Raw genomic sequence first — 2,628 nt, 5'->3', positions numbered from 1 at the left:
ATTCGCGATCACAATCGTGCAATCGTCATGGGACCGAGATCAGGTTGTCTGAGGCTGGGCCGTTACGACTTTGGTGCCTTGCTGTCGTCCGGCCTCTTGGCCGCTCCGGCCAGCGCCTTGACCAGTTCGGCGTTTTGGGAATTGACGCGCTGCAGCTCGGCGTTGAGGTCGTCGGCGCGCTTTTCGATTTCTCCGGCGCGGGCCTCGGCGGTTGCTGCGCGCTCACCCGTGCGGATGAGCTGTTCGCGCAGGGCAACGATCTCGCTGCGAGTAGCGCGATCAGCGGCTTCCAGCGCGGCCAGCTTGGTTTGCAGGGTTTCGAGTTCGCCGGTCACTTGGTCGGCCAGTTCTGCCGCTTCCTGCTTCTCGGCTTCCAGTTGGACGCGGGCGGCGTCGAGCGAGTCCCGCTCGGCGGCCAGTCTGCGGTTCGCCAGGTCGAGCGCGAGCGCCCACAGTTCGGCCCCGAATTCTGACAGCCGCTCGGCGAGCGCCGGGGGGGCTGGTTCGCGCAGCGGGGTTTCCTTGGCGGCCTTGTTCGCCTTCCACTCGGTCATCGCTTCGGAAATGGTGGTGAAGCTGCCGCCCCCGATGGCCTTCCTGACGGCGGCAAGGGTGGGAACCTGCCCGGCGGCGTCCATCGCCTCGGCCACTTCAAAGATTCTGTCTTTAGTAATCGCCATGGTGTCGTGTAACATGTAGTAAGTAATACGATACATATTACTACAACCGCCAACAAAAGCAAGTATTCCGGCAGGGGTTCTACTGTAACGCGGCGGAGAATTACAGGAGGGGGAGCTGTACGCCACGGCGGGGCTGGTGAGCGGGAGCCTCGGCCTGCCACTGGCCGTCGTCCTGCTTGCGGTGAAGCGCCAGAACCGCCGAAGGGTTCAGGATGTCGTCGGCCCGGACTTCGACGATGAAGGTGCAGCCGAGCTTGTCGGCGACCGCTGCGGCTGCGTTGAAGCTGACGGCGGGTGCCGGGTCGGTCTGGGGCTGCTGCATGACCCAGAAATAGCCGCCCTGCCCGACCGAAGGCAACGGAAAAAGCAGGCCGGACGGCGGACAGCAAAGCCCCGCCTTGGGAGGCGAGGCCTTGCTGCAGGCCGCTGCGTCAGTGCTGGCCGTTATGGCGGACTGATTGGGCGAGCTTCTGGGCAATGATGGCGTTCAGCGAAGTGCCCGCCTGTGCCGCCTCGATGGCCAGCGCACGATGCACCCGCTTGTCGATACGCACGTTGAATTGTCCGCTGTAGTCCTTCTTCGCAGGGGCGACCGGAACGGCCTCGCCACGTTTGCGGTAGCTCTCCTTGATGCCTTCCCACGCTACAGCCAGCTCGTTCAGAGCGGCTTCGGGCGTTTCGGCAAAAGCCGAAGCGCCGGGCAACTCGACAAAGTGCGCCAGCCAGTCGCCGTCCTCGTCGAGGTAAAGATTGACACTGTAGCCGTCAAAACGGTCGTTGGTCGCCATTTCAAACCTCCTCGTCACGCCTGCCGCGCTGTTGTAGAAACTGTTCGACCTGATAGCCCTTGGCCTTGCCGTCGCGGCCTTCCTGTACCGAAAGCCGCGCCCCGGTCGGGGCATACCAGATTTGATGACTGCCGGTCTGGTGATCGAAGTTCCAGCCCGACTGGCGCAGCAGCGTCTGAAAATCAGCGAAAGACAGTCCGCGTGGATTATTCAGGGCTTTCGCCAGCAGTTTTTCCTGTCTCGTCATTCTGTCCAGCCCTCTCATGTGTAACTATATACGGTTACATACAAAGGTCAAGGAAAAAGCAGATCGGCAGACGGACAGCAAAAAGCCCCGCCTTGTGGAGCGGGGCCTTGCTGCGCCGGGGGGGGTGGCGCACTCGTTGCTAGGTTGGTCAGCCGTTGGGTGTTGCGGTTGCCAGCGAGGCGGACGGCTTGGAAATGGCTTTCTGCTCGGCCTGCTGCGGCGGCGGCTGGGAGGGCGCGTTGGGCTGGGCCAGTTTGGTGTTGATGTCGTTTCTGGCCGCAAGGATGAACTCCTTGCAGGCGGTATGTGTAGTCGTTTCTTTAGCCCAGTTCCCGGTCACGGGGACGACTTCACCCTTCGGGGTAATAACTCCCGTGTAGAGAACCTTGTTGAACTGCTCGGCACAGAAGGGGATGGGCAGGTTCTCACCGCCCCTCGGGGGCACAACAGCGGTGATGCGCAGCAGGTCGGCATTGGCTCGCGGCGGGTAATCCACAATGCGGGGCTTGTCGGCAGGAGCCCTCAGCGCTGTTTCCAGATCGACCATGAAACCACCGGCGCGCATACGGGCCAAGTCGTCACCGGTTACGGCGGCCATCGTCTTGGAGAGGGCGGGTGTGTAACGGTTGAGGGCAGCGCTGTCATTGATGAGCCCGGCACCATCGGCGAAGGCCGGGGCCATTGCGCCGAAAGCAAGAGCGACGGCACCAGTGGCGGCAGTGAGTTTGAGGGTGTTCTTGGACAGGGACATAGCGACCTCCATCAGTAAGAAGTTGCTAAAACTTTAGCTAAATTTGGCGGCAAAGGCGAATCATTTATGCAGGCGATGGATAGGAGATTCAACGCCACATCGGGAAGTCTTCCAGGCTCTGACGGGCCGTGAGAGGAGTCTCGCTGCGGAGAAAGTGCGCCG

At 61.9% G+C, this 2,628-nt stretch carries 5 protein-coding genes; all 5 read right to left on the bottom strand.

Annotated elements, in window-relative coordinates; genetic code table 11:
* Positions 1-62: 62 nt before the first annotated feature.
* Entirely contained in the window at positions 63-680 is a 618-nt protein-coding gene (locus RKP46_RS16355) for a DNA-binding protein (RefSeq protein ID WP_311107603.1), read from the bottom strand.
* 100 nt (positions 681-780) lie between these two features.
* Positions 781-1,002: a hypothetical protein gene (locus tag RKP46_RS16350; RefSeq protein WP_311107602.1), complete on the bottom strand. Its 222-nt coding sequence runs from the start codon at positions 1,000-1,002 to the stop codon at positions 781-783.
* 109 nt (positions 1,003-1,111) lie between these two features.
* A complete protein-coding gene (locus RKP46_RS16345) occupies positions 1,112-1,468 on the bottom strand; it encodes a toxin-antitoxin system HicB family antitoxin (protein ID WP_311107601.1) in 357 nt (118 codons plus the stop codon).
* A gap of 1 nt (position 1,469) precedes the next feature.
* The gene (locus RKP46_RS16340) at positions 1,470-1,733 is read right to left on the bottom strand and encodes a type II toxin-antitoxin system HicA family toxin (RefSeq protein ID WP_311107600.1); all 264 of its coding nucleotides are present in this window, start codon (positions 1,731-1,733) and stop codon (positions 1,470-1,472) included.
* Positions 1,734-1,863: 130 nt separating this feature from the next.
* Positions 1,864-2,466, bottom strand: coding sequence for a hypothetical protein (locus tag RKP46_RS16335; protein ID WP_311107599.1), 603 nt, complete (start codon positions 2,464-2,466; stop codon positions 1,864-1,866).
* Positions 2,467-2,628: the final 162 nt, after the last annotated feature.

Origin of the sequence: Accumulibacter sp., assembly GCF_031732815.1 — a bacterium.
GTDB lineage: Bacteria > Pseudomonadota > Gammaproteobacteria > Burkholderiales > Rhodocyclaceae > Accumulibacter.
The sequence above is the reverse complement of the archived record's forward strand: the minus strand, read 5'-3'. Positions and strand labels throughout refer to the sequence as shown.